Raw genomic sequence first — 24,432 nt, forward strand, 5'->3', positions numbered from 1 at the left:
CCCAGGCGCCGATCGCGACCGCCCCCCCATTTCGACCGCGCCCCAGGCCGCCACCGCGCCGCCGCCGGCCCAGACGACGCCCCAGCCCTATTCGCCCCCGCCGCCGATCTCCTACGCCCGGCCGCCCCGGCCCCAGCTGTCCGCGCCGGTCCATATCGACGAGGTCGGCAAGACCCCGGACGGCCCGCCCACCCCGACGGACCTGAACTATGAGGCCCGGATCCGCGGCTCCTTCGCCTCGGCCCAGGGCATGCAGGGTGCGCTGGACGGCCACTGGGTGGTGCGCTCCAGCCAGGGGGCGGAGCTCTACGACCTGCAGCTCGTCGACAAGAACAACGGCATATTGGAAGGCGCCTGGCGCGATCCGCGGCGGCGCGGCGCCGCCGACGCCTCCGGCTTCGTCGACGACATCCAGCGCTATGGCGGCCAGATCACCGCCCGGTTCCAGATCCGCGCGAGCGGCGCCCGGGCGGTCCTGACCCTGACCCAGCAGGGCAATGGCGACTGGTCCGGCGACCTGGTCGAACAGGGCGACCGGCGCGACGTCTCGATGAAGCGAAACTAGAGGCCGAGCGCGCGGCGGGCGGTCTCGACCGCATAGGCCAGGACGTCGGGATCATAGGGCTCGGCCGGACTGTGGCCCCAGACCGGGCCGGGCCAGGCGGGATCGGCGCGATGGCGGCCAAGCACATGGACATGCAGCTGCGGCGTCACATTGCCGAGCGCGCCGACGTTCAGCTTGTCGACCGGCAGGCCCAGGGCCTCGCCCAGGGTCCGGACCGCGCGGCCCGCGCGGATGATCTCGGTCATCAGCCGGCCCTGGTCGGGGGTCATCAGGTCCTCGAGCTCGCGGGCGGCCTCGACCCGCGGGATCAGCACGATCCAGGGATAGCGCGCATCGGTCTGCAGGCGGGCGTGGCAGAGCGACAGCTCGCCCAGGGGTTCCGAGGTGGCCAGGAAGGCGGGATCGATCTGGAGCATCGGCCAGCTTGAACACGGGCCAGGGCGGGCGCAAAGCCCCTCCGGCAGAGCCGGCGCCCATTATGCGGCATTGCAGCAGGCGCCTGACTTGAGCTACGCACCCGCCACCTCTCTTGGACGGCAGACCCCGCCCGCAGCATCTGGAGCAGCACCATGAGCACGAAGAAGCCGATCCGCGTCGCGGTGACCGGCGCCGCCGGCAATATCGGCTACGCCCTCCTTTTCCGCATCGCCTCGGGCGCCATGCTGGGCCCGGACCAGCCGGTGATCCTGCAGCTGCTGGAAATCCCGGTCGAAGGTCCGCAGAAGGCGCTGAAGGGCGTGGCCATGGAGCTGGAAGACTGCGCCTTCCCGCTGCTGCAGGACATGGTCCTGACCGGCGACGCCGAAGTCGCCTTCAAGGACGTCAACTGGGCCCTGCTGGTGGGCTCCAAGCCCCGCGGTCCCGGCATGGAGCGCGCCGACCTCCTGAAGGACAACGGCAAGATCTTCATCGCCCAGGGCCAGGCCATCGACAAGGTCGCCGCCGATGACGCCCGCGTCGCCGTGGTCGGCAACCCCTGCAACACCAATGTGATGATCGCCGCGGCCCAGGCCAAGCGCCTGCCGTCCGACCGCTTCACCGCCATGGTGCGCCTGGACGAGAACCGCGGCCGCGCCCAGCTGGCCAAGAAGGCCGGCGTGTCGATCAACGAGGTCTCGGACCTGTTCATCTACGGCAACCACTCGCCGACCATGTTCGCCGACTTCACCCACGCCAAGATCGGCGGCAAGGCCGCCGCCGACGTGATCGGCGACGAAGCCTGGCTGAAGAACGACTATCTGCCGACCGTCGGCAAGCGCGGCGCGGCGATCATCGAGGCCCGCGGCCTGTCCTCGGCCGCCTCGGCCGCCAACGCCCTGATCGACCACGTCCACGACCTGGTCACCCCGGGCAAGATCCATTCGGTGGCGGTGAAGTCGGAAGGCCGCTACGGCTTCAACCCCGACGTCTGGGCCGGCATGCCGGTGAAGACCACGGCGAGCGGCTTCGAGGTGATCGAGAGCTACGAGATGGACGACTTCGCCAAGTCGAAGATCGCCATCACCAATGACGAGCTGGTCGGCGAACGCGAGACCATCAAGGACCTCCTGGCCTAACCCAGGCTCCAGACGTGACGCGGGCGGCAGTGACTGTCGCCCGCGGTCCACGGCAGGGGATCATATCGCCCGGCCGTATCCAGGGCGCCCGCGGTGAACATCGCCTCGGGATCGGGTCTGCGGGCCTCATGGACGCCCCACAGCGTCACGCCGGCGCAGATCAGGGCCGTCGCCCCGCCCGCCACGAAGATCAAAGCCGATCTCAATCCCGACATCGCCGCCGCCCTTCCAAGCCCAGGACGGAGAGACTCCGCCCTCCAGGCTGAATTGCGCCTGAACGTCCCGTTCGCCGAACCGACAGGCTTGGGGGCGGCGCATAGTCGTCATACGAAAACGTAACGGGCCAAACGGCGGTCGATGGGTTTTGCTTCCTGCGGAAGTTCGGAGGGGAAGCGAAGCATGGTCGCGGCAGGACGAGGATTGAGCCCACGCGCGGGGGCCGGGCATTGGATCATCCTGGCGCTGTCGGTCGCGATGGGCCTGGCCGCCTACCGCTATCTCATCCCGAACGGGCCGGGCCTCGCGCCGCCGATCCTGGCCAACCGGTTCACCGCCCTGGGGGTCCTGACCCTGCACGCCGGCTTCGCGGGCACGGCCCTGATCCTCGGGCCGTTCCAGTTCTTCGCTGGGTTGCGGCGAACCCGGCCGGGGCTGCATCGCGCCCTGGGCAAGGTCTATGTGACCTGCTGCCTGGCCGCGGGGGCGGCGGGCCTGGTCCTGGCCTTCGGCGCCCGCACCGGTCCGATCTCGACGGCGGGGTTCGGCCTGCTGGCGGTGGCGTGGATCTTCACGACGGCGCGGGCCTGGCGCCGCGCGACCCAGCGCCGCTTCGCCGAGCACGAGCGCTGGATGATCCGCAGCTTCGCGCTGACTCTGGCGGCGGTGACGCTTCGGCTCTACCTGCCCTTCGCCTTCCTCTCGCCGTTCGGCTACGACGATACCTACCGGGCGATCTCGTTCCTGTGCTGGGTCCCGAACCTTGTCGCCGCCGAGCTCTGGCTGGCTAGATCCAGCCCTGCTCGCGCAGCAGCTTCGCATAGGTCCGGCTGACCGGAACCTCCGAGCCGTCCTGCAGGGTCAGGATCGCGCGGCCGTCCCCGCGCCGGGCGTCGGCGATGGCGGCGCGCGACACCCACCAGGAACGATGCACCTGGGCGCCTTCGATGCCCTCCAGCTCGGCGATGGCGTCGGCCAGCCGCAGGAGGATCAGGTCCTGGCCCTTGGAGGTGTGGAGCCGCAGATAGTGGTCCTCGGCCTCGACCGCCCAGATCTCCGCGCCGCGCAGCTTCACGGGCAGGCGCTCGAGGAACTTGGGCGGGGTGGGGTCGTCGGTCGCCCGCACGCCGGTCTGGCTCAAGAGATAGGCGTGCCGGTTCAGGCCGACCGCCAGGGCGGTGAAACCCTGACAGCAGACGAAGGTCACCGCGATATAGGCCGGCAGGTCGTCCATCACCGCCCCGCGGTGCGGGATCACATAGGTCGAGCCCCAGACGAAGATCCCCATGAACGGCGTCATGACGGTGGCCGAGACCACGCCCTGCAGCCAGCGCCGGGCGTTCAGCCGGGGGAGCAGCCGGGCCGTGGTGCGAAAGCAGACCAGGCCCAGGATCGCGCCGATCCAGGCCATGGGCAGGGTGTAGGCCAGGCGAAGGATCAGCGGCGCGCTCATGGTGCCGAAGGCGCCGATGAAGGCCAGGAACCCCCCGACCACGCTGGAGCCGATCAGGGTCCGCGCGACCGCGGTCCAGGTGATGGGGTCCGCTGACGAAGCGCGAACGGCGTCCCCCGGTGTCTGGCGCAGCTGAGACGTCATCCCGCGTATCGGCCTTTGCGCATCGGGAAGCCGGACTCCAGACAGGGGGCCAACGGGCTGGCCGCGCCAGCCTCAAGCTCCACGGAGATAAAGGATGTCGTCTGTTTCGCAAGCGCCGGCCGCCCGGACCGGGCTTCTGGCCCGGATCCAACCCTGGATCTGGGTGGCCATCGCCGCCATTCTGGTGATCGTCCTGGCGCCGGTGTGGCGCCAGGTGCTGGCGGCGGCGGCCCACGCCCACCCGCACGGCCCGGACCTGGCGCGATTCGCCCGCCTGCCCCTGGCCATCAAGCTGCATATCCTGGGGGCGGTCAGCGCCATCGCCGTCGGGGCGGCGCTGATGACCCTGCGCAAGGGTCGGACCTTCCACCGCACCGCCGGCTGGATGTGGGTCGGACTGGTCAGCCTAGTGGCCGGCTCGTCCCTGTTCATCACCAGCCTGAACCACGGGCGCTGGTCGCTGCTGCACCTGCTCACCGGCTGGACCCTGATCATCCTGCCGGTGGGCGTGCTCGCCGCCCGGCGGCACAAGGTCGCTCAGCACCGCCGCACCATGATGGGCCTGTTCTACGGCGGATTCGCCATCAACGCCTTCATCGCCTTCATTCCCGGGCGGACCATGTGGGCCCTGTTCATGGGCTAGACGGCGGCCTCCCCGCCGCGGGGCGCCGCCCCCTAGGAACGATGTCGCGGTTCGGCCATGATCTCCGCTATAAGCCCACGCCAAGCTGGGCGGATTGCTGAATGGCCGACTATATTTTCCACGATCCCAGCGGCCGGCGCGCCAAGCGCGCCGGGCTGGTTGGCGGCCTGATGGTCGCGCTGGCGGCCGCCCTGGTGGCCGCCTTTTTCGCCACCCTGGCCTTTGCGCCCCGGCTGCCGGACCTCAAGCTCAACGACCCCCGGGTGCTGCGCGCCCTGCACGTCGAGACGGCCCACCGGCTGCGCGGCAAGCTGGAATGGACCAAGTCGCCCCGCCCGCGCGGCGTGCGCAGCCATAACGCCCGCGTCCCGACCCCGACTCCGGCCAAGCCCCTGACGGTCGGCTTCTATGTGTCCTGGGACGAGCAGTCGCGCGCCTCCCTCGGCCGCAATGTCGACAAGCTCGACGTGGTCGCCCCGCAATGGATCACGCTCGCCGGATCCGACGGCTCCGTCGACGTCACCGCCGACCCCCGCGCCGAGGCGATCATCGCCGGCGCCAAGCATCGCCCCGCCGTGATGCCGGTGGTGTTCAACGCCAAGAACGCGGCCTGGAACGGGCCGGAAGCCGACGCCCTGATTCTCAATCCCAAGGCGCGGGCCAAGCTGGTGGCCACGCTCATCGACCTGGCCAAGGCCCGGGGCTATGCGGGCTATATCTTCGACCTGGAGAACCTGTCGCCGCGCGGGGCCGCGGCCTATCCCGCCTTCCTGTCCCAGATGGATAAGGCGATGAACACCATCGACCGGGACGTCTGGCTGACCGCGCCGGTCGACGACGATTCCTGGCCGCTGGCCAAGCTTCAGCAGTCGGCCGACGTCATCGTGCTGATGGCCTATGACGAGCACTTCACCACCGGCGATCCCGGGCCGCCGGCCTCCCAGGGTTGGTTCCAGACCCACGTCGCCCAGGCCATGTCGCAGCTCGATCCCGGCCGGACCATCCTGGCGGTCGGCTCCTACGGCTATGACTGGGCGCTGAAGAGCCAGTTCCACGAGACCGGGGCCGGGGTGGTGACCTTCAACGAGGCGACCCAGACGGCCCACGATTCCGGGGCGACGGTCGCCATGGACCAGGCCTCGCTGAACGCCACCTACGGATATCAGGACGAGACCGGGCGCAATCACGCCGTCTGGTTCCTCGACGCCCTGTCGGTCTACAACCAGATCAAGGTCGGCGACGTCCACCGGCCCCTGGGCTACGGCCTGTGGCGGCTGGGCTCGGAGGATCCGGGGGTCTGGAGCGTCCTGCCCCACGAATACGGCAAGGCCACAACGGCCGGGCTGGAGCAGATCCTGCCGGGCCAGGACGTCAATTTCGACGGCAATGGCGAGGTGCTCAAGGTCACCGCCCAGCCCACGGCCGGCCGCCGCTCCTTCACGGTCGATCCGCCCACCGGCCTGATTGATTCCGAATTCTATGACGTCCTGCCCACCTCCTATGTGATCCAGAGGTACGGCTTCCATCCGGGCAAGGTGGCGATCACCTTCGACGACGGCCCCGACAGCCGCTGGACGCCGAAGATCCTCGACATCCTGAAGGCGAAGAAGGCCAAGGCGACCTTCTTCGTGATCGGCGAGAACATGGCGCGGTTCCCGAACCTGGTGGCCCGCGAGGTGCGCGAGGGCCAGATGGTCGGGGGCCATACCTGGACCCACCCCAATATCGGCGAGACGCCGGTCGCCCAGACCGAGATCGAGCTCAACGCCACCCAGCGCCTGTTCGAGACCATCACCGGGCGCTCCATGCGCCTGTTCCGCCCGCCCTATTTCGGCGACGCCGAGCCGTCCACGCCGCAGGAAGTGGCGCCGCTGCTGATCGCCCAGAAGCTGGGCTATCTGACCGTCGGCCTGCGCATCGACCCCGACGACTGGAAGAAGCCGGACGCCAGTCTGATCGTCGAGCGGGCGCTGGACCGCCTGTCCGACACCGGGCCGCGCCAGGGCCAGATCCTGCTGCTGCACGATTCCGGCGGCGACCGCAGCCGCACGGTCCAGGCCCTGCCCCTGCTGATCGACGCCCTGCGGGCCCATGGCTACACCCTCGTCAGCGTCGACGAGCTGGCCGGGATGAGCCGCGAGGAGGCCCTGCCCAAGGCGACCCGCGACGGCTTCGAACTGTTCCTCGACCGGATGGGCTTTGGCCTGTTCCACTATTTCGAGATCGTGCTGCGGGCCCTGTTCCTCACCGCCATCGTCCTGGGTGTCCTGCGCTTGGCCATGCTGGCGATCCTGGCCCTGGTGCATCGGGCCCGGATCGACGGGCGCACCCCGCCCCTGGTGTTCCCCGAAGAGGGACCGATGGTCAGCGTGCTGATCCCCTGCTTCAACGAGGAGAAGGTGATCGTCTCCTCGATCGCCCGGATCCTGGCCTCGCGCTGGGCGCGGCTGGAGGTCATCGTCCTGGACGACGGCTCCAAGGACGCCACCTCTCAGGTGGTGCGCGACGCCTATGGCGACGAGCCCAGGGTCAAGCTGATGACCTTCGAGAACGGCGGCAAGGCCCGGGCGCTCAACCGCGGCCTGGTCGAGGCCAAGGGCGACATCATCGTGGCGCTCGACGCCGACACCCTGTTCCCCAAGGACACCATCGCCAAGCTGGCCCGCTGGTTCGGCGATGCGCGGGTGGGCGCGGTGGCCGGCAACGCCCTGGTGGGCAACCGGGTCAATCTGGTCACCCGCTGGCAGGCCCTGGAATACATCACCGCCCAGAACCTGGAGCGCCGCGCGCTCGCCGCCCTGGGGGCCGTGACCGTGGTGCCGGGCGCCGTGGGCGCCTGGCGTAAGTCGGCGCTGGCCGCCCTCGGCGGCTATCCGGCCGACACCCTCGCCGAGGACCAGGACCTGACGCTCGCCGTGCAGCGCGCCGGCTGGCGGGTTGAGTTCGATCCGGAGGCCCGGGCCTATACCGAGGCGCCGGACACCGTCGCCGGCCTGCTGAAGCAGCGGTTCCGCTGGTCGTTCGGTACGCTGCAGTGCCTATGGAAGCATCGGGCCGGCATGTTCAACACCGCCCATCCGATCCTCGGCTTCATCGCCCTGCCGCAGATCTGGCTGTTCCAGATCCTGCTCACCGCCGTGGCGCCCCTGGTCGACCTGGCGGTGGTGTGGAGCACCATCACCTCGGTCTATGGCATGATCTCGCACCCGGTGGAGTGGTCGGCCGACGATGTGCTGCGGCCGCTGTTCTACTGGGCGGCCTTCATCTTCCTGGATCTTTCGGCCGGCGCGCTGGGGATGGCGCTGGAACGCAAGGCCCCCTGGAGCGACCTCGTCTGGCTGCCCGCCCAGCGGTTCGGCTACCGCCAGTTGATGTACTATGTGGTGATGAAGTCGATCGCCTCGGCCATCCAGGGCGCGCGGGTCGGCTGGGGCCGGCTGGAGCGCCGCGGCAGCGTCGCGACGAAACATCTGGGATGAGCCATCTGACACCGGTGTCTAACGGTTTCCGGCTACCGTTACGTGACACCGCGACGCAGGTTGCCACCGTGCGGCGGGGCGCCTATAAACCCGCGCACTCGCCGTCCCGGCGAACCCTCGAACCCACGCTTTTCGGCGACTCATGAACATCCACGAGCATCAAGCCAAGGCCGTCCTCTCCGAGTTCGGCGTGGCGGTTCCGCGCGGCTACGCCGCCTATACTGTCGATGAGGCCGCCGAAGCGGCGACCAAGCTCGGCGGTCCCGTTTTCGTCGTGAAGTCCCAGATCCACGCCGGTGGGCGCGGCAAGGGCAAGTTCGAGGGCCTGGGCCCCGACGCCAAGGGCGGCGTGCGGGTGGTCAAGTCGGTCGAGGACGTCAAGACCAACGCCGCCGAGATGCTGGGCCGCGTCCTGGTGACGCACCAGACGGGCCCCAAGGGCAAGCAGGTCAACCGCCTCTACATCGAAGAGGGCGCGGCGATCGCCAAGGAATTCTACCTGTCGCTGCTGGTCGACCGCGAAACGAGCCGGGTCTCGGTCGTGGCCTCGACCGAGGGCGGCATGGACATCGAGGACGTGGCCCACTCCACGCCCGAGAAGATCCACACCTTCTCCATCGACCCCGTCACCGGCGTCTGGCCGGAGCATGGTCGCCGCCTGGCCAAGTCGCTGGGCCTGACCGGCGGTCTCGCCAAGGAAGCCTCGACCCTGCTGGGTCAGCTCTATACGGCGTTCATGGCCAAGGACATGGCCATGCTGGAGATCAACCCGCTGATCGTCACGGCCGATGATCACCTGCGCGTCCTGGACGCCAAGGTCAGCTTCGACTCCAACGCGCTCTTCCGTCATCCGGAGATCGTCGCCCTGCGCGACGAGAGCGAAGAGGACCCGAAGGAGATCGAGGCCTCCAAGTACGACCTCTCCTACATCGCCCTCGACGGCGAGATCGGCTGCATGGTCAATGGCGCGGGCCTGGCCATGGCGACCATGGACATCATCAAGCTCTATGGCGCCGAGCCGGCCAACTTCCTCGACGTGGGCGGCGGCGCCACCCGCGAGAAGGTGACGGCGGCGTTCAAGATCATCATGGCCGACCCCAATGTGAAGGGGATCCTGGTCAACATCTTCGGCGGCATCGCCCGCTGCGACATCCTGGCCCAGGGCGTGGTCGAGGCGGTGAAGGAGACGGGGCTCGCTGTCCCGCTCGTCGTCCGCCTGGAAGGCACCAACGCCCAGCAGGGCAAGGACATCATCAACAATTCCGGTCTGAACGTGATCGCCGCAAACGATCTCTCTGACGGCGCGGAAAAGATCGTCAAGGCCGTGCGGGGGGCCGCCTAATGTCCATCCTCATCGGCAAAGAAACGCGCGTCATCTGCCAGGGCATCACCGGCGCCCAGGGCACCTTCCACACCGAGCAGGCCATCGCCTACGGGACCAAGATGGTCGGCGGCGTGACCCCGGGCAAAGGCGGGACCACCCATGTGGGCCTGCCGGTGTTCGACACGGTCGGCGAGGCGGTCAAGCAGACCGGCGCCGACGCCAGCGTGATCTATGTCCCGCCGCCCTTCGCGGCCGACTCGATCCTGGAAGCCATCGACGCCGAGATCCCGCTGATCATCTGCATCACCGAGGGCATCCCGGTGACCGACATGATCAAGGTGAAGCGCGCGCTCGCCGGCTCCAAGTCGCGCCTGATCGGGCCCAATTGCCCGGGCGTTCTGACCCCGGACGCCTGCAAGATCGGCATTATGCCCGGAAACATCTTCAAGAAGGGCTCGGTGGGTGTTGTCTCCCGCTCGGGCACGCTTACCTACGAAGCCGTGTTCCAGACCACGAATGTGGGCCTGGGCCAGACGACGGCGGTCGGCATCGGCGGCGACCCGGTCAAGGGGACCGAGTTCATCGACATGCTCGACCTGTTCCTGAAGGACCCCGAGACGGAATCGATCATCATGATCGGTGAAATCGGCGGGTCCGCCGAAGAAGATGCGGCCGAATTCATCAAGAATTCAGCCATTAAGAAGCCTATGGTGGGCTTCATTGCGGGACGCACCGCCCCTCCGGGTCGGCGTATGGGTCACGCGGGAGCCATCATTTCGGGCGGCAAGGGCGGCGCTGAGGACAAGATCGCTGCGATGGAGGCCGCGGGTATCCGCGTGTCGCCGTCTCCGGCGAAGCTCGGCGAAACCCTGCTCGAAGTGCTCAAGGGCGCCTGAGAGACAATTCAAGCGTAGGGCGGTCCGCGCTCGGCTCCTCTTCCAGAAGCTCCGCGGTCCGCCGGGAAAGCGGATGACATGGCGGACGACGGAAGTCTGATCAACGAGGTGCTCGCGGAGACCTCCTTCCTGTACGGCGGCAACGCCGCATTCGTGGAGGGGCTCTACGCGAAATGGGCGGCCGACCCGAATTCGGTCGAGCCCTCGTGGAAGGCCTTCTTCGCCTCCCTGCAGGACCGCGCCGACGAGGTGAAGGCGGCCGCCGCCAAGCCCGGCTGGACGCACGCGACCGCCCCGGCCCAGCGCCCCGACTGGCTTTCGGCCATCGACGGGCTCTGGCCGGCGGTGGAATCCAAGCTCGCCGCCAAGATCGAGACCCGCGCGCCCCAGGCCAGTCCTGAAAAGGTCCGCGCGGCGACGCTCGATTCGCTGCGCGCCATCATGATGATCCGCGCCTATCGGATGCGCGGCCACCTGCGGGCCAATCTCGATCCCCTGGGCATCAACATCCCGCCCGGCGACGCGACCGAGCTGGATCCCGCCAGCTACGGCTTCACCGAGGCCGATTATGACCGGCCGATCTTCCTGGACTTCGTGCTGGGCCTGGAGACCGGCACCATCCGCGAGATCCTGGCGATCCTGAAGCGGACCTACTGCTCGGACGTCGGCGTCCAATACATGCACATCTCCGACCCGGCCCAGAAGGCCTGGCTGCAGGAGCGCATCGAAGGCCGCGACAAGGAGATCGTGTTCACCCAGCAGGGCAAGATCGCGATCCTCAAGAAGCTGATCGAGACCGAGGGCTTCGAGAAGTTCCTGCACAAGCGCTTCCCCGGCACCAAGCGCTTCGGCCTGGACGGCGGCGAGGCCATGGTCCCGGCGCTGGAGCAGATCATCAAGCGCGGCGGCGCGCTGGGCGTGAAGGACATCGTCATCGGCATGCCGCACCGCGGCCGTCTGAACGTGCTCGCCGCCGTGATGGCCAAGCCCTATCAGGTGATCTTCCACGAGTTCCAGGGCGGCTCGACCCTGCCGTCCGACGTCGAGGGCTCGGGCGACGTGAAGTACCACATGGGCGCCTCCTCGGACCGCGCCTTCGACGGCAACTCCGTCCACCTGTCGCTCACCGCCAACCCCTCCCACCTGGAGATCGTCAATCCGGTGGTGCTGGGCAAGGCGCGCGCCAAGCAGGCGTTCCAGCTGCGTGAGAACACCGACGCCGGCCGCAGCCACGTGCTGCCGCTGCTGATGCACGGCGACGCCGCCTTCGCCGGCCAGGGCGTGGTGGCCGAGTGCTTCGCCATCTCCGGCGTGAAGGGCTACCGCACCGGCGGGACGATCCACTTCATCGTCAACAACCAGATCGGCTTCACCACCGCCCCGCAATATTCGCGCTCGTCTCCCTATCCGTCGGACGTGGCCCTGATGGTCGAGGCGCCGATCTTCCACGTGAACGGCGACGATCCGGAAGCCGTCACCTATGTGGCCAAGGTCGCCACCGAGTTCCGCCAGCAGTTCGGCAAGGACGTCGTCATCGACATGTTCTGCTACCGGCGGTTCGGCCACAACGAGGGCGACGACCCGACCATGACGTCGCCCTTGATGTACGCCAAGATCAAGGACCACCCGACCACCCGGGAGCTCTACACCCGCCAGCTGATCGGCGAAGGCGTGACCACCCGCGAGGAGGTCGATGGCTGGATCGCCGAATTCGACGCCTTCCTCGATCGCGAGATGGAGGCCGGCAAGGTCTATAAGCCGAACAAGGCCGACTGGCTGGACGGCGCCTGGGCGGGCCTGGCCCTGCCCGACAGCGACGACCGCCGCGGCGACACCTCGGTGCCGCTGCAGAAGCTGATCGATCTCGGCAACAAGATCACCGCGATCCCGGAGAGCCTGGACGTCCACAAGACCGTCAAGCGCGCCATCGACGGCCGCCGCGCGGCGATCGAGTCCGGCGAGAACCTGGACTGGGCCACCGGCGAGCACCTGGCCTTCGCCAGCCTGCTGGACGAGGGCTTCCCGGTCCGCCTGGCCGGCCAGGACAGCGTGCGCGGCACCTTCGTGCAGCGCCACTCCGACCTGATCGACCAGACCACCGAGGAGCACTACACCCCGCTGGCCAATATCCGGCCCGGTCAGGCCCACTTCGAGGTGCTGGACTCGCCGCTCTCGGAAGAGGCGGTGCTGGGCTTCGAATACGGCTTCTCCCTCGCCGACCCCAAGACTCTGGTCCTGTGGGAAGGCCAATTCGGCGACTTCGCCAACGGCGCCCAGGTGGTGATCGACCAGTTCATCTCGTCGGGCGAACGCAAGTGGCTGCGGATGAGCGGCCTCGTGATGCTGCTGCCGCACGGCTATGAGGGCCAGGGTCCGGAGCACTCCTCCGCCCGCCTGGAGCGCTATCTGCAGCTCTGCGCCGAGGACAATCTGCAGGTCGTCAACTGCTCGACCCCGGCCAACTATTTCCACGTGCTGCGCCGGCAGATGCGCCGGGAGTTCCGCAAGCCGCTGGTGATCATGACGCCGAAGTCGCTGCTGCGGCACAAGAAGGCGGTCTCGCGCCTGGTCGACATGGCCGAGGGCTCGTCCTTCCACCGCGTCCTGCACGACGACGCCGAGCGCAAGCGCAACACCACGGTCGAGCTGGTCGCCCCGGAGAAGATCCGCCGCGTCGTGCTCTGCTCAGGCAAGGTCTATTACGACCTGCTCGACGCCCGCGAGGAGAAGGGCGTCAACGACGTCTATCTGATGCGCCTGGAGCAGTTCTATCCGTGGCCGGTGAAGTCGCTGTCCACTGAGCTGGCCCGCTTCCCCAACGCCGAACTGGTCTGGTGCCAGGAAGAGCCGAAGAACATGGGCGGCTGGACCTTCGTCGACCCGTGGCTGGAGCTGACCCTCGACCGGCTGAAGGTCAAGGCCAAGCGCGCCCGCTATGTCGGCCGCCCCGCCTCGGCCTCCACCGCCGCCGGCCAGATGAGCCGTCACATGCGGGAGCTACAGGCCTTCCTGGCCGAAGCCTTCGCCTAAGACCAACCAGAACAACAAGAATCCTCCCCAACTCCGAGAGACAGAAAGACACTATCCATGGCCGACATCATGACGCCCGCCCTGGGCGAGTCCGTCACCGAAGCGACGGTGGCGCGCTGGGCGAAGAAGCCGGGCGAGGCGGTCAGGAAAGACGAGATCCTGGTCGAGCTTGAAACCGACAAGGTCAGTCTGGAAGTCGCCGCCCCCGCCGACGGGGTGCTGGAATCGATCTCGGCCGAGGAGGGCGCCACCGTCGAGCCCGGCGCGATCCTTGGTCGCGTGACCGAGGGCGCGGCCGCCGCCAAGCCCGCCGCCGCTCCGGCGCCCAAGGCCGAAGCCCCCAAGCCCGCTCCGGCGCCTGCGCCGGCTCCCGCCCCTGCACCGAAGGCCGCGCCCGCCGCCGCCGCCCCGCTCGCGCCCTCAGCCCAGCGGATCGTGGCCGAGAACAATCTCGACGCCGGCGCCATCGCCGGATCGGGCAAGGACGGCCGGGTGACCAAGGGCGACGCTCTGGCCGCGCTCGAGGCCCGCGCCAATGCGCCGGCCGTGGTCGCCGCCCCCGCCGCGCCGCGCGAGATTCACGAGCGCGAACAGCGGGTCCGCATGACCCGCCTGCGCCAGACCATCGCGCGCCGGCTGAAGGAGGCCCAGAACACCGCGGCCATGCTGACGACGTTCAACGAGGTCGACATGACCAACGTCATGGCGCTGCGCAACCAATACAAGGACGTCTTCGAGAAGAGCCACGGCGTGAAGCTGGGCTTCATGAGCTTCTTCGTGAAGTCGGTGGTCCAGGCGCTGAAGAGCGTGCCGGACGTCAACGCCGAGATCGAAGGCACCGACATCATCTACAAGAACCACTATGACATCTCGGTCGCCGTCGGCACCGAGAAGGGTCTGGTGACCCCCGTGGTCCGCGACGCCGACGCCATGAGCCTGGCCGAGATCGAGAAGTCGATCGGCGCGCTCGGCAAGAAGGCCCGCGACGGCCAGCTGGCCATGGAGGACCTGCAGGGCGGGACCTTCACCATCTCCAACGGCGGGGTCTATGGCTCGCTGATGTCGACGCCGATCCTGAACCCGCCGCAGTCCGGCATCCTGGGCATGCACAAGATCCAGGAGCGGCCAATGGCCATCAACGGCCAGGTGGTGATCCGCCCGATGATGTACCTGGCGCTCAGCTACGACCACCGCGTCGTCGACGGCCAGGGCGCCGTGACCTTCCTGGTGAAGGTCAAGGAAGCCATCGAGGACCCGCAACGCCTGCTGCTGGACCTGTAGGCCACTTGAATCCTGGGCGATTTTCCGTATCTACTACGTGTAGATACGGAGATCGTCGTGGGCTCGCACCAAAAAGCCAAGCTGTTCACCCATGGCGGCAGCCAGGCCGTGCGCCTGCCTAAGGCCTTCCGGTTCGAAGGCGTGGAAGTCCGCATCCACAAGGAGGGCGACCGGGTGATCCTGGAGCCTGTCCGCCCAGACTTCTCCTCGCTCTGGGCGGAGCTGGACCATCTCGGCGGTGAGCCGTTTCCGGACCGTGCGGCGCAACCGGAGCCACCTGCGGCTGTGGATTTCGATACATGATCCTCAGCCTCGACACCAATGTGGTGATCGAGCTGCTGCGGGGGACCGCGCCGCACTATCGGCTGCGGCTGGATGAGGCCCGGGCGGCCGGAGACCGGGCCGTCATCTCAAGCATCGTCCTCAACGAGCTGGCGTTCGGTGCGCTGCGCAGCGCCCGGCCCGAATTCCATCTCCAGCGGATCAACGCCCTGGTCTCCGCGATCGAGGTGGAGTCCTGGACCGCCGAGGACGCCATGGCGGCCGCGCGCGTGCGCATGGAGCTTGAACGAGAGGGCAAGGGCATCGGGGCCTTCGACACCTTGATCGCCGGCCAGGCCTTCAATCGCGGTTGGACGGTCGTGACCGCCAAGGTCTGGGAATTTCTTCGGGTGAAGGGCTTGAGGCTCCTCGACTGGTCTAGTCCGGACGGCGTGCGGGAATACTCAGAGGAGGCCCTGGCGCGCCAGTTCAAGTCGGGGCAGGATCAGGACTAAACCTGAGCGAGCGTTCTGATGGCCTTGGTGGAAGTCGCCAGATATTTCGACGTGCCCGAGGCCCAGGTCGCCGCGTCGGCCATAAGAGCGTCGGGGATTCCAGTACTGGTCCAGAACGAGGGCGGCGTTCAGGCCCTGGGCCATCTGTTGTTCGCCTTGGGCGGCGTGCGCCTATGGGTTCCTGAGGCCGATGCGCGGGATGTACGCGCCTTTCTGGCCGATCGTCGCGCTCAGCCTTCGCGGCTTGAACCGCTCATGCCCGCCGAGGCGGCGATCTGGATGTGTTTATCCCTCCTGCTCAGCCTATGCATGGGAGGCTTTGCACCTCTGCGCCCGCGGCGATTTGACCGCCTGGGCGACGATCCCGCCGATTGAGCCAAGTTTCTGGTCTGGCCGCCTCGCATCGCACCGAAAACGCCTATATCTCCGCGGCAAGTCTTCCACCTGGATCCGAGGCTCATGGCCCAATACGACGTCATCATCATCGGCGGCGGCCCCGCCGGTTACAACGCCGGCATCCGCGCCGGCCAGCTGGGGCTGAAGGCCGCCGTGGTCGAGAAGCGGGTGACGCTGGGCGGCACCTGCCTGAACGTCGGCTGCATGCCGTCCAAGGCCCTGCTGCACGCCTCCGAGCTCTACGCCGCCGCGGCGGGCTCGGAATTCGCCACCCTCGGCATCGAGGTGAAGCCCAAGCTGAACCTGGTGCAGATGATGGCCCAGAAGGCCGAGTCGGTGACGGCTCTGACCAAGGGTATCGAGTTCCTGTTCAAGAAGAACAAGGTCGACTGGATCAGGGGCATGGGCAAGATCACCGGTCCGGGCAAGGTCGAGGTGACCGCCGAGGACGCCTCGGTCACCGTGCTGGAAGCCAAGAACATCGTCATCGCCACCGGCTCGGAGCCGTCCGGCCTGCCGGGCGTGGTGGTCGACAATAAGCGCATCGTCGATTCCACCGGTGCGCTGTCGCTGCCGGAAGTGCCGAAGTCCCTGGTGGTGATCGGCGCCGGCATCATCGGCCTGGAGCTGGGCTCGGTGTGGCGCCGCCTGGGCGCCGAGGTCACCGTGGTCGAGTTCCTGGACCGCATCTCGCCCGGCATGGACGCCGAGACCGCCAAGACCTTCCAGCGGGCCCTGACCAAGCAGGGCATGAAGTTCAAGCTGGGCGCCAAGGTCACGGGCGCCAAGGCGTCGAAGACCGGCGTCAGCCTGACCGTCGAGCCGGTGGCTGGCGGCGAGGCCGAGACCATCACGGCCGACTATGTGCTGCTGGCCATCGGCCGGCGGCCCTTCACCTTCGGCCTGGGCCTGGAGAATGTCGGGATCACCCCGGACAAGCGCGGCTTCATCGAGACCGACCATTTCAAGACCTCGGCGCCCGGCGTCTGGGCGATCGGGGACGCGATCCTTGGCCCCATGCTGGCCCACAAGGCCGAAGAGGACGCCGTCGCCGTGATCGAGCTGATCGCCGGCAAGTACGGCCATGTGGACTACAACCTGGTCCCGAGCGTGGTCTACACCGCCCCCGAAGTGGCCTGGGTCGGCAAGACCGAGGAGCAGCTGAAGGAGGCCGGCGTGGCCTACAAGGCCGGCAAGTTCCCCTTCACCGCCAACAGCCGCGCCAAGATCAATCACGAGACCGACGGCTTCGTGAAGGTGCTGGCCGACGCCAAGACCGACGAGATCCTGGGCGTCCACATGATCGGTCCCCAGGTCGGCGAAATGATCGGCGAATATTGCGTGGCCATGGCCTTCAAGGCCGCCGCCGAGGATGTCGCCCGCACCTGCCACCCGCACCCGACCCGCTCGGAAGCCGGCAAGCAGGCGGCCATGGGCGTCGATAACTGGACCATGCAGGCCTAGGTTTCTCTGGTCGCGAGATTCTGACCGCCCTGGGTGGAATCTCGCGAACCCTCTCTCGCCCCCGGCGGATTCCGCGCTAGGCTCCCCCAAACAATACCGGGGGAATGACGATGGCCGACTGGAAAGATCCTGAGATCGCGGCGGTGCGAGGTCTTCTGGCCGCCATGCCGGATGCGCCGGCGACCGAGGGCCTGACCTTCGCCGAGCGTCGGCCGGGCATGGACGCCTTCGGCGACATGGCCCCCCTGCCGGAAGGCCACGTCTATGAGGCGGTCACCTTCGCGGGACGGCCCGCCGAGCGCCACACCCCGCCGGGCGCCGATCCGACCAAGGTCATCCTCTATCTGCATGGCGGCGGCTATTGCCTGGGCAGCCCGCGCAGCCATCGCGGCCTGACCGCCCAGCTGGCTCACTCCGCCGGCGCCGTCGCCGTCACCCCCGACTACCGCATGGCGCCGGAAGATCCCTATCCGGCGGCGGTGGACGATGCGCTGGCCGCCTACAAGGCCCTGCTGGACGAGGGCTTCGCGGCCGCCAAGATCGTCATCGCCGGGGACAGCGCCGGGGGCGGCCTGACGCTCGCCACCGCGCTCGCCGCCCGCGCCGCGGGCCTGCCCCAGCCCGCCGGCCTGTTCCTGATCAGCCCCTGGGCCAGCATGACGCCGACGGGCGTGTCCTATGAGGCCAAGCTCGCCACGGACCCCATGATCACCGGCGCGGCGCTCGCCGAATTCGCCGCGGCCTATCTGGGCGGCAAGGCCGATGACGGCCTGGCCTCGCCGATCCGGTCCGACTTCACGGGCCTGGCCCCCATGCTGATCCATGTGGGCTCGGAGGAGGTGCTGCTGTCCGACGCCCTGGCCGTGGCCGAGCGCGCCGGCCTGGCCGCCGTGCCGGTGACGCTGGAGGTCTGGCCGGAGATGATCCACGTCTGGCACGCCTTCTACGGCTTCCTGGGCGCCGGCCGCGCCGCCATCGCCAAGGGCGGGAGCTGGATCGCGGAGCGGCTCAGCTGAGCTTCGCGGGCCAGGTCAGACTGATCCGCTGGGGCGAGCAGCCGATCTGCGCGGCGCTCTATGTGCGGGTGCTGCGCGACACCTTCACCTGGCTGCCGGCCTGGCGTCACAACGCCCAGGACTTCCTGCGCGACGCCCGCGAGGAGGAGATCTATGTGGCCGTCACCGACTGCCGCATCGTCGGGTTCGCGGCCTATCACCGGCCGGGCGACTTCCTGCACTCGCTCTATGTCAGCGAGCGGGGGTGCGGCGCCGGCCAGGCCCTGCTGGCGCGGGTGACCGAGGAATCGGCCGGCGGCCTCTCCCTGAAGTGCCAGGCCAAGAACCGCCGCGCCCAGGCCTTCTATCGCCGCGAAGGCTTCCGGGTGGTCGAGCGCGGCGCAGACCCCTGGGAGGGCGGCGTGGCCTGGGTGCGGATGGCGCGGACCTAGCGCGCACCCCCAGTTGCAGCTCGCGCCGGTTTCGCCATGATGCCGGGGTCTGGGGGAGGGTGTGGCATGGCGGAGCAGCCGGTCATCTATCGGGTGGGCTTCTGGCAGGTGTTCGAGGGGCGCAACAGCTCTCTCATCTGGCTGCTGTTGGCTCTGGGCGCCGGCCTGATCGGCCTGATCCTGGGCGGTGTCCGCGGCGAGCTGATCTTGCTCGGCGCCGCAGCCGTCGTGGCGGCGTTCGGCGTCCACTTCGCCGTGAGCCGACGCACCCTCGAGCTTTGGCCGGATCATATCGTCATCAAGGGCCCCCTGGGCGAGCGCAACATCGCTTGCCGGGACCTGAAGGGCTTCCGCCGGCCCTTCCCCCGCTGGGTCTGGCTGGAAGCCCAGCCGCCCGGAAAGGGCGTCCTGATCCGGCAGGCCCGGCCCGGCGATGCGCTCGGGGTCTGGCTGGAGACCATTCCCGACCTGTTCGCCGCGGACTCGGAGGGAGATCTCGAGGCGTTCCTGGCCGATCCCGCCTACGGCGACACCGTCGAGGTCCGCCAGGCGCGCCTCGATCGGTGGACCCGCCTGCTCAAGCCTCTCAACATCGCCGGCTTCGGCCTGACCTTCATCCTGCTGCTGTGGGATTTCCCGCCGCCCTGGCTGATGCTGCTCGGCGCGCTTTGCCCGCCCCTGGCGGTGATCCTGGTGCTGGCGTCGCGGGGGGTGGCGACGATCCAGCCGCCATCATCTTCGCCCCGCCCGACTGCGGCGGGGCTGATGACGCCGGCGGCGGCCTTGCCGTTCAGGGTGCTGATGGATGTGAATTTCGTGGGCGGCGCGCAATTCCCGGCGCCCGTGCTGGCGCTGTGCGTCCTGCTCGCGGCGGTCCTGCTGCTGGTCGATCGCAAGGCGCTGACCTCGCCGCGCGCCTTGATCGTGCTGGCCGCCGCCGCCCTGGCCTATGGCTGGAGCTTGCCCATGGCCGCCGACGTGGATCTCGACGCGGCCGGGGCGACGGCCTATCGGGCGACGGTCCTCGACCTCAAGGCCTCAGGGACGCGCCACGTGACCTATCAGGCGATCCTGTCCGCCTGGGGCCCCTATCCCCCGCGCCATGAGCTGAAGATCTCGCATGATCAGTACTACGCCCTGGATCAAGGCCAGGTGGTCTGCCCGCGCCTGCATAGGGGCGCCTTCGGCGCGCCCTGGGCGGATGTGACCGCCTGCACGGCGTCATCCTGAGACGCCGTCAGGCGTGGGGATGGGCGCTGGCATAGGCTGAGAGCAGGCTCTCGGCGTCGACGTCGGCATAGCGCTGGGTGGTGGACAGCGAGGCGTGGCCTAAAAGCTCCTGGATCGAGCGAAGGTCCGCCCCGGCGCCCAGCAGATGGGTGGCGAAGGAGTGGCGGAGCGCATGTGGCGTGGCGCTGGCCGGCAGGCCGAGCCGGCCTCGCAGGGTCTGCACCGTGGCCTGCACGTGACGGGGGCTCAGGGGCCCGCCGCGCTTTGCGCGGAACAGGGCGTCATCGGGCCCCAGCGCATAGGGCAGTTCGGCCAGATAGGCCGCGATCGCCGTCTGCACCGCCGGCAGCACCGGCACCATGCGGGTCTTGGAGCCCTTGCCGGTGATCCGCATCGCGGCGGGCAGGGGCGCGTCGGACCGCTTCAGCGACATGGCCTCGGAGATCCGCAGACCGCAGCCATAGAGCAGGGTGAGCACGGCGGCGTCGCGGGCCGCCTCCCAGTCCTCGCGATCGGGATCGAGGCCCGGCTCGGCGAGCAGGCCGCGGGCCTGGTCCTCGGTGATCGGCCGCGGGGCCGAGGGCTTCACCCGGGGGCCGCGGACAATGGCCAGATAGGGATTGGGCGTGTCGTGGCGGCGGTCGAGGAAGCGGTGAAAGGTGCGGATCGCCGACAGGGCCTGGGACATGGACCGGGGCGACAGCGGATGATCGCCCTGGCGCAGATGGGCCAGGAAGGCGCGGATCTCGCCGGCGGTGATCCCGCCCATGTCCGACAGGCTGAGGCTCTCGCCGCGGTGGCGCTCCAGGAAGCCGATGTAGCGCTGGCCGGCGTGAGCATAGGCCTCGACCGTGCGCGGCGAGGCCCGGCGCTCCTGGGCCAGGTGCCCCAGCCAGAGCTGGAGGGCCTCTCGCGCCGTCTTCGCTAAAGAACCGGCCATCGCTCCGCCGTGCGCTCCACCACCCGGGCCAGGAAGGCGACCAGTTCGGCGCCCATGTCCTCGGTGAAGCCCTGGGGGTCGGCCGAGCCGAACGCCAGAAGACCGGTGCGGGCCGGCTCCCAGACCGCCATGCGGACCATGGCGATGGACTTGATGTCGCCGGCGCGGGGGCCGAACAGCGGCAGGGCGGTGGGCTGGAAGCCCATCAGGGCGACCTGCTGGTGGCCGATCACCTGGTCGATCTGGCCTTCGGCCAGGACGCGCCAGCCGGCCGGGGTGCGGTCGGGACCCTCCAGGGCGACGACGCCGGCGGCCAGGCCGAAGCGCAGCTGGGCCAGGTCATCGACCCGGCGGGCGAGGTCGGCGTGGTTGCGGGAATCCAGCAGATCGACCACGGCGCCGTGGGTCTGGGCCTGGGCGGCGAAATTGGCCCGGGCCGTGGCCTCGAGATATTTCCGCGCCTTGGACTCACGCTTGTGGGCCTCATGCACCCGGGCCAGAGCCGCGGGCCCGAACTCGACCACGTTGGCGGCCTGGGGCTTGAGCCCCAGCTCGGTCATCAGGGCGGGGTCGGCGGAGATGAAGTCCGGGTTCTCGCAGAGGAACTGGCGGACCGCGTCGGCCGCCAATTCCTGGTCCTTCGGCTTGGCGCCCAGATCCATCATGTTCCCCGCATTTTACAGGATGGACTGCCCCGTCTGGGCCCAGTCCTTCATGAACTGATCAAGACCCTTCTCGGTTAACGGGTGCTTGAAGAGGTCCAAGAAGACGGTGGGCGGAATGGTCGCGCAGTCGGCGCCGGCCAGGGCGGCCTGGGTCACATGGGTCGGGGTGCGGATCGAGGCGGCCAGGATCTCGGTGTCGAACTCGTAGTTGTCGTAGATGGCGCGGATCTCGGCGATCAGGTCCATGCCGGTCGCGCCATAGTCGTCGAGCCGGCCGACGAAGGGCGAGATGTAGGTCGCGCCGGCCTTGGCGGCCAACAGGGCCTGGGCGGCGGTGAAGCACAGGGTGACATTGGTCTGGATGCCCTGGACCGCGAATTCGGCGGTGGCGATCAGCCCGGCGCGGGTGAGCGGCAGCTTGACCACGACATTGGGGGCGATGGCGGCGAGCTTGGCGCCTTCCTTCAACATGCCCTCGACCTCGGTCGCGGCGACCTCGGCGCTCACCGGGCCCTCGACGAGACTGCAAATCTCGGCGATGACCTCCAGCATGGGCCGACCCGACTTGGCGATCAGCGTAGGATTGGTGGTGACGCCATCGACCAGACCGGTGGCGGTCAGGTCCTTGAGGACGCTGACGTCGGTGGTGTCGAGAAACAGTTGCATGCAGATCAGCCTGGGGTTCGAGAGGACGGGTCTTTTAGCGCCCGCAGGTGACGAACTCAAAGCGGGTATGGCGGCATGAGCCGCATCGCGTCCGTTCTGCTGCCCATGCCGCTTCCCGAAGCCTTCGATTATGCCGAACCGGACGGCATGGATCTCAAGGTGGGTGATCAGGTGGCCGCCCCGCTGGGGCCGCGGATGATCCGCGGCGTGGTGACCGGCCTGCGCGAGGCGGCCGGGGGCAACCGACCCCTGAAGCCCGTTGACGCCAAGCTGGACGATGCGCCCCTGCCGCCCGGCACCCTGGAGTTCGTGCAGTGGGCGGCGCGCTACGCCGCCGATGTCCCCGGCGCGGCGCTCGCCATCGCGCTCCGCGGCGCCCGTGTTCCCCGGCCCAAGCCGGAGCGCGTGGTCGAGGCCACGGGCGAGGCGCCGGCCCGGCCGACGGCGGCGCGCGCCAAGGTGCTGGAGACCCTGGCGGACGCCCAGATGCCCCCGGCCGAGCTGGCGCGGGCGGCCGGCGTCTCCTCCGGGGTGATCAAGGGCCTGGTCGACGAGGGCGTGCTGGCGGTGTTGTTGGTCGAGGCTGGCGCCCAATTCGACGCCCCGGACCTGGGCCTGCCCGGCCACCGGCTCAACGCCAGCCAGGACGCGGCGGCCAAGGCCCTGGTCGCCATGGTGGGGGAGGGGGGCTTCAATGTCGCCCTGCTCGACGGGGTGACGGGCTCCGGCAAGACCGAGGTCTATCTGGAGGCGGCGCACGCGGCGCTGGCCGCCGATCCGCAGGCCCAGGTGCTGATCCTGCTGCCGGAGATCGCGCTCACCCAGGCGGTGATCGGCCGGGTGGCGGCGCGGTTCGGCGCCGCGCCCGGGGAATGGCATTCCGACATCGCCCCGCCCCTGCGCCGCCAGGTGTGGGACGGTGTGGCCTCCGGCGACTGTCGTATCGTGGTCGGCGCCCGCTCGGCCCTGTTCCTGCCGTTCAACAAGCTCGCCCTGATCGTCGTCGATGAGGAGCACGACAGCTCCTACAAGCAGGAGGAGGGCTTTATCTATCAGGCCCGCGACCTGGCGGTGGCGCGCGGCAAGATCGAAAACGCCGCCGTGGTGCTGGCCTCGGCGACGCCCTCGCTGGAATCCCTGCGCAACGCCGAGACCGGCCGCTATCGCTGGCTCAGGCTGACCTCCCGCCACGGGACGGCGCAATTGCCCGACATCACCCTGATCGATCTGCGCGAGACCCCGCCGGACAAGGGCCGCTGGCTGTCCCCGCCCCTGGTCGAGGCCATGACCGAGACCCTGGCCGCCGGCGAGCAGACCCTTCTGTTCCTCAATCGCCGGGGCTATGCGCCGCTGGTGCTCTGCAAGTCCTGCGGCGAGCGCCTGACCTCGCCGGACACCGACAGCTGGCTGGTCGAGCACCGCTATTCCGGCCGGCTGGTCTGCCACCTCACCGGCTTCTCCATGATGAAGCCCGAGGCCTGCCCCCACTGCGGGGCCAAGGACAGCCTGGTCTCCATCGGTCCGGGGGTGGAGCGGGTGGAGGAGGAGGCCCGCGCCCTGTTCCCCGAGGCCCGGGTGGCGGTGTTCTCGTCCGACACGGTCTGGGACGCCAAGGAGGCGCGCCGGCTGGTGGCGTCGATGGAGGAGGGCGAGATCGACATCCTGGTCGCGACCCAGGCGGCGGCCAAGGGTCACAACTTCCCCAAGCTGACCCTGGTGGGGGTGGTCGACGCCGACCTCGGCCTGAGAGGCGGGGACCTGCGGGCGGCGGAGCGGACCTATCAGCTCCTGGCCCAGGCCACGGGCCGGGCGGGGCGGCGCGACCGGCCGGGCCGGGCGCTGCTGCAGACCTATGCGCCCGACCATGCGGTGATGCAGGCGCTGAAGGCCCAGGACCGCGACGCCTTCACCGAGACCGAGCTGAACGAGCGCGAGCTGGCGGGCCTGCCGCCCTTCGGCCGGCTGGCGGCGGTGATCGTCTCAGGCCCCGATCCGGCGGCCCTGGAAACCTTCGCCCGCGGCATGGCCGAGGCGGCGCCCAACACCGAGGGCGTGAAGATTTATGGTCCGGCCGACGCGCCGCTCGGCCTGATCCGCGGGCGGCGGCGCAAGCGGTTCCTGGTCCAGGCGGGCCGCGGCGTGGACCTGTCGGCCTATATGGCGGCCTGGCGGGCGAGGGTCCGGCCCCCCGGCGCGATCCGGGTGGCCATAGACGTGGATCCCTACAGCTTCCTCTGAACCTCTCCCTCGCCCCGCCTTGC

The 24,432-nt window shown here is 69.0% G+C and carries 22 protein-coding genes and 1 pseudogene; 17 read left to right on the forward strand and 6 right to left on the reverse strand.

All coding sequences use genetic code 11. The features are described from left to right. A pseudogene (locus MQH10_RS22925) lies at window positions 1-565 on the forward strand (hypothetical protein); the annotation flags it as partial. Here MQH10_RS22925 and MQH10_RS22930 read toward each other — a convergent pair. Next, complete coding sequence (locus tag MQH10_RS22930) at window positions 562-981, reverse strand: HIT domain-containing protein (protein ID WP_242566307.1); 420 nt, start codon at window positions 979-981, stop codon at window positions 562-564. The pseudogene MQH10_RS22925 and the gene MQH10_RS22930 overlap by 4 nt on opposite strands. Window positions 982-1,134: 153 nt before the next feature. Here MQH10_RS22930 and MQH10_RS22935 point away from each other — a divergent pair, with 153 nt between their 5' ends. Continuing rightward, entirely contained in the window at window positions 1,135-2,121 is a 987-nt protein-coding gene (locus MQH10_RS22935; protein ID WP_242566308.1) for a malate dehydrogenase, read from the forward strand. On the opposite strand, the gene MQH10_RS22940 is transcribed toward MQH10_RS22935, so the two are convergent. Then, window positions 2,118-2,336 (reverse strand): hypothetical protein, encoded by a 219-nt coding sequence (locus MQH10_RS22940; protein ID WP_242566309.1) that lies wholly within the window; start codon window positions 2,334-2,336, stop codon window positions 2,118-2,120. The two genes, MQH10_RS22935 and MQH10_RS22940, sit on opposite strands and share 4 nt — an antisense overlap. A 205-nt stretch (window positions 2,337-2,541) precedes the next feature. Between MQH10_RS22940 and MQH10_RS22945 the strand changes: the two genes are divergently transcribed. After that, entirely contained in the window at window positions 2,542-3,171 is a 630-nt protein-coding gene (locus tag MQH10_RS22945) for a DUF2306 domain-containing protein (protein ID WP_242566310.1), read from the forward strand. Here the strand turns inward: MQH10_RS22945 and MQH10_RS22950 are convergent. After that, window positions 3,125-3,934, reverse strand: a complete 810-nt coding sequence (locus tag MQH10_RS22950; RefSeq protein WP_242566311.1) for a LytTR family DNA-binding domain-containing protein — start codon at window positions 3,932-3,934, stop codon at window positions 3,125-3,127. The genes MQH10_RS22945 and MQH10_RS22950 overlap by 47 nt on opposite strands. A gap of 94 nt (window positions 3,935-4,028) precedes the next feature. Between MQH10_RS22950 and MQH10_RS22955 the strand changes: the two genes are divergently transcribed. The 13 genes from MQH10_RS22955 to MQH10_RS23015 all read left to right on the forward strand — a co-directional run bounded on the left by MQH10_RS22955 (window position 4,029) and on the right by MQH10_RS23015 (window position 19,900). Beyond that, window positions 4,029-4,577, forward strand: coding sequence for a DUF2306 domain-containing protein (locus MQH10_RS22955; protein WP_242566312.1), 549 nt, complete (start codon window positions 4,029-4,031; stop codon window positions 4,575-4,577). Between the two features lie 101 nt (window positions 4,578-4,678). Beyond that, complete coding sequence (locus tag MQH10_RS22960; RefSeq protein ID WP_242566313.1) at window positions 4,679-8,056, forward strand: trifunctional glycoside hydrolase family 18/polysaccharide deacetylase/glycosyltransferase family 2 protein; 3,378 nt, start codon at window positions 4,679-4,681, stop codon at window positions 8,054-8,056. Between the two features lie 142 nt (window positions 8,057-8,198). Then, a complete protein-coding gene (gene sucC, locus MQH10_RS22965) occupies window positions 8,199-9,398 on the forward strand; it encodes an ADP-forming succinate--CoA ligase subunit beta (protein ID WP_242566314.1) in 1,200 nt (399 codons plus the stop codon). Beyond that, window positions 9,398-10,276 carry a succinate--CoA ligase subunit alpha gene (sucD, locus tag MQH10_RS22970; RefSeq protein WP_242566315.1) on the forward strand — a complete coding sequence of 293 codons (879 nt, stop codon included), beginning with the start codon at window positions 9,398-9,400 and terminating at the stop codon, window positions 10,274-10,276. Before sucC ends, sucD begins: the two co-directional genes overlap by 1 nt. 78 nt (window positions 10,277-10,354) lie before the next feature. Next, window positions 10,355-13,306, forward strand: a complete 2,952-nt coding sequence (locus MQH10_RS22975) for a 2-oxoglutarate dehydrogenase E1 component (RefSeq protein WP_242566316.1) — start codon at window positions 10,355-10,357, stop codon at window positions 13,304-13,306. 57 nt (window positions 13,307-13,363) lie between these two features. After that, window positions 13,364-14,587: a 2-oxoglutarate dehydrogenase complex dihydrolipoyllysine-residue succinyltransferase gene (gene odhB, locus MQH10_RS22980; RefSeq protein ID WP_242566317.1), complete on the forward strand. Its 1,224-nt coding sequence runs from the start codon at window positions 13,364-13,366 to the stop codon at window positions 14,585-14,587. Between the two features lie 57 nt (window positions 14,588-14,644). Further along, window positions 14,645-14,890 carry an antitoxin gene (locus tag MQH10_RS22985; protein ID WP_242566318.1) on the forward strand — a complete coding sequence of 82 codons (246 nt, stop codon included), beginning with the start codon at window positions 14,645-14,647 and terminating at the stop codon, window positions 14,888-14,890. Beyond that, a complete protein-coding gene (locus MQH10_RS22990; protein ID WP_242566319.1) occupies window positions 14,887-15,363 on the forward strand; it encodes a PIN domain-containing protein in 477 nt (158 codons plus the stop codon). Before MQH10_RS22985 ends, MQH10_RS22990 begins: the two co-directional genes overlap by 4 nt. Before the next feature lie 27 nt (window positions 15,364-15,390). Further along, window positions 15,391-15,738 (forward strand): putative signal transducing protein, encoded by a 348-nt coding sequence (locus tag MQH10_RS22995; RefSeq protein WP_242566338.1) that lies wholly within the window; start codon window positions 15,391-15,393, stop codon window positions 15,736-15,738. Between the two features lie 84 nt (window positions 15,739-15,822). After that, on the forward strand, window positions 15,823-17,223 hold the full coding sequence (lpdA, locus tag MQH10_RS23000) for a dihydrolipoyl dehydrogenase (RefSeq protein WP_242566320.1): 1,401 nt from the start codon (window positions 15,823-15,825) through the stop codon (window positions 17,221-17,223). Between the two features lie 110 nt (window positions 17,224-17,333). Further along, the gene (locus MQH10_RS23005) at window positions 17,334-18,239 is read left to right on the forward strand and encodes an alpha/beta hydrolase (protein ID WP_242566321.1); all 906 of its coding nucleotides are present in this window, start codon (window positions 17,334-17,336) and stop codon (window positions 18,237-18,239) included. A 62-nt stretch (window positions 18,240-18,301) separates the two neighbouring features. After that, window positions 18,302-18,670, forward strand: a complete 369-nt coding sequence (locus MQH10_RS23010; protein WP_242566322.1) for a GNAT family N-acetyltransferase — start codon at window positions 18,302-18,304, stop codon at window positions 18,668-18,670. A gap of 66 nt (window positions 18,671-18,736) precedes the next feature. Continuing rightward, on the forward strand, window positions 18,737-19,900 hold the full coding sequence (locus tag MQH10_RS23015; protein ID WP_242566323.1) for a hypothetical protein: 1,164 nt from the start codon (window positions 18,737-18,739) through the stop codon (window positions 19,898-19,900). 7 nt (window positions 19,901-19,907) lie between these two features. On the opposite strand, the gene MQH10_RS23020 is transcribed toward MQH10_RS23015, so the two are convergent. From MQH10_RS23020 to fsa, 3 genes are read right to left on the reverse strand one after another with little or no spacing between them, the layout of a single operon-like run. Next, window positions 19,908-20,840 carry a tyrosine recombinase XerC gene (locus MQH10_RS23020; RefSeq protein WP_242566324.1) on the reverse strand — a complete coding sequence of 311 codons (933 nt, stop codon included), beginning with the start codon at window positions 20,838-20,840 and terminating at the stop codon, window positions 19,908-19,910. Beyond that, window positions 20,825-21,505 carry a DUF484 family protein gene (locus tag MQH10_RS23025; RefSeq protein ID WP_242566325.1) on the reverse strand — a complete coding sequence of 227 codons (681 nt, stop codon included), beginning with the start codon at window positions 21,503-21,505 and terminating at the stop codon, window positions 20,825-20,827. The genes MQH10_RS23020 and MQH10_RS23025 overlap by 16 nt, the downstream gene beginning before the upstream one ends. 12 nt (window positions 21,506-21,517) lie before the next feature. Further along, a complete protein-coding gene (gene fsa, locus MQH10_RS23030) occupies window positions 21,518-22,171 on the reverse strand; it encodes a fructose-6-phosphate aldolase (protein WP_242566326.1) in 654 nt (217 codons plus the stop codon). Between the two features lie 75 nt (window positions 22,172-22,246). Between fsa and MQH10_RS23035 the strand changes: the two genes are divergently transcribed. Then, window positions 22,247-24,409 (forward strand): primosomal protein N', encoded by a 2,163-nt coding sequence (locus tag MQH10_RS23035; RefSeq protein WP_242566327.1) that lies wholly within the window; start codon window positions 22,247-22,249, stop codon window positions 24,407-24,409. Window positions 24,410-24,432 lie beyond the last annotated feature (23 nt).

Source organism: Phenylobacterium aquaticum, assembly GCF_022695515.1.
GTDB classification, from domain to species: Bacteria; Pseudomonadota; Alphaproteobacteria; order Caulobacterales; family Caulobacteraceae; genus Phenylobacterium; species Phenylobacterium aquaticum.

What these genes read in the sequence shown, in the direction of transcription:
- MQH10_RS22930 (WP_242566307.1), bottom strand. Translation starts at nt 981, where the DNA reads ATGCTCCAGATCGATCCCGCCTTCCTGGCCACCTCGGAACCCCTGGGC.
- MQH10_RS23005 (WP_242566321.1), top strand. Translation starts at nt 17,334, where the DNA reads ATGGCCGACTGGAAAGATCCTGAGATCGCGGCGGTGCGAGGTCTTCTG.
- MQH10_RS23015 (WP_242566323.1), top strand. Translation starts at nt 18,737, where the DNA reads ATGGCGGAGCAGCCGGTCATCTATCGGGTGGGCTTCTGGCAGGTGTTC.
- MQH10_RS22960 (WP_242566313.1), top strand. Translation starts at nt 4,679, where the DNA reads ATGGCCGACTATATTTTCCACGATCCCAGCGGCCGGCGCGCCAAGCGC.
- MQH10_RS22940 (WP_242566309.1), bottom strand. Translation starts at nt 2,336, where the DNA reads ATGTCGGGATTGAGATCGGCTTTGATCTTCGTGGCGGGCGGGGCGACG.
- MQH10_RS23035 (WP_242566327.1), top strand. Translation starts at nt 22,247, where the DNA reads ATGAGCCGCATCGCGTCCGTTCTGCTGCCCATGCCGCTTCCCGAAGCC.
- MQH10_RS22990 (WP_242566319.1), top strand. Translation starts at nt 14,887, where the DNA reads ATGATCCTCAGCCTCGACACCAATGTGGTGATCGAGCTGCTGCGGGGG.
- MQH10_RS22950 (WP_242566311.1), bottom strand. Translation starts at nt 3,934, where the DNA reads ATGACGTCTCAGCTGCGCCAGACACCGGGGGACGCCGTTCGCGCTTCG.
- MQH10_RS23020 (WP_242566324.1), bottom strand. Translation starts at nt 20,840, where the DNA reads ATGGCCGGTTCTTTAGCGAAGACGGCGCGAGAGGCCCTCCAGCTCTGG.
- lpdA (WP_242566320.1), top strand. Translation starts at nt 15,823, where the DNA reads ATGGCCCAATACGACGTCATCATCATCGGCGGCGGCCCCGCCGGTTAC.
- sucC (WP_242566314.1), top strand. Translation starts at nt 8,199, where the DNA reads ATGAACATCCACGAGCATCAAGCCAAGGCCGTCCTCTCCGAGTTCGGC.
- MQH10_RS23025 (WP_242566325.1), bottom strand. Translation starts at nt 21,505, where the DNA reads ATGATGGATCTGGGCGCCAAGCCGAAGGACCAGGAATTGGCGGCCGAC.
- MQH10_RS22935 (WP_242566308.1), top strand. Translation starts at nt 1,135, where the DNA reads ATGAGCACGAAGAAGCCGATCCGCGTCGCGGTGACCGGCGCCGCCGGC.
- fsa (WP_242566326.1), bottom strand. Translation starts at nt 22,171, where the DNA reads ATGCAACTGTTTCTCGACACCACCGACGTCAGCGTCCTCAAGGACCTG.
- MQH10_RS22955 (WP_242566312.1), top strand. Translation starts at nt 4,029, where the DNA reads ATGTCGTCTGTTTCGCAAGCGCCGGCCGCCCGGACCGGGCTTCTGGCC.
- odhB (WP_242566317.1), top strand. Translation starts at nt 13,364, where the DNA reads ATGGCCGACATCATGACGCCCGCCCTGGGCGAGTCCGTCACCGAAGCG.
- MQH10_RS22975 (WP_242566316.1), top strand. Translation starts at nt 10,355, where the DNA reads ATGGCGGACGACGGAAGTCTGATCAACGAGGTGCTCGCGGAGACCTCC.
- sucD (WP_242566315.1), top strand. Translation starts at nt 9,398, where the DNA reads ATGTCCATCCTCATCGGCAAAGAAACGCGCGTCATCTGCCAGGGCATC.